At 68.6% G+C, this 245-nt stretch carries 1 pseudogene; it reads left to right on the forward strand.

Annotation, left to right across the window (positions count from 1 at the left end):
- Nucleotides 1-181 (forward strand): annotated as a pseudogene (locus QSV46_RS40685) (L,D-transpeptidase); the annotation flags it as partial.
- Between the last annotated feature and the right edge of the window lie 64 nt (nucleotides 182-245).

Here is a 245-nt window from a genome sequence, read left to right on the forward strand (position 1 = left end):
GTTCAACCGCGTCGATGTCGGCACCAAGGTCGTGGTGCTGCCGAAGAACGCCCCGGTCATGGCGCGCGGCGGGGACTCCAGGACCGGCATCACGGCGCGTCCGGCCGCGGCGCATCCGCGTCCGGTCGCCGCCGCTCCGTCGGGCCGCCAGGCGATGAACCTGACGCCGCAGCTCAACTGAAGTGATGCCTGGTATTGCGTGAGAGGAGTGCGTTGATGCGATCGGGAAAACTGGCGGTATGGGG

The sequence above is a fragment of the Bradyrhizobium cosmicum genome, assembly GCF_032290525.1.
In the GTDB taxonomy this organism is placed as follows: Bacteria; Pseudomonadota; Alphaproteobacteria; order Rhizobiales; family Xanthobacteraceae; genus Bradyrhizobium; species Bradyrhizobium cosmicum_A.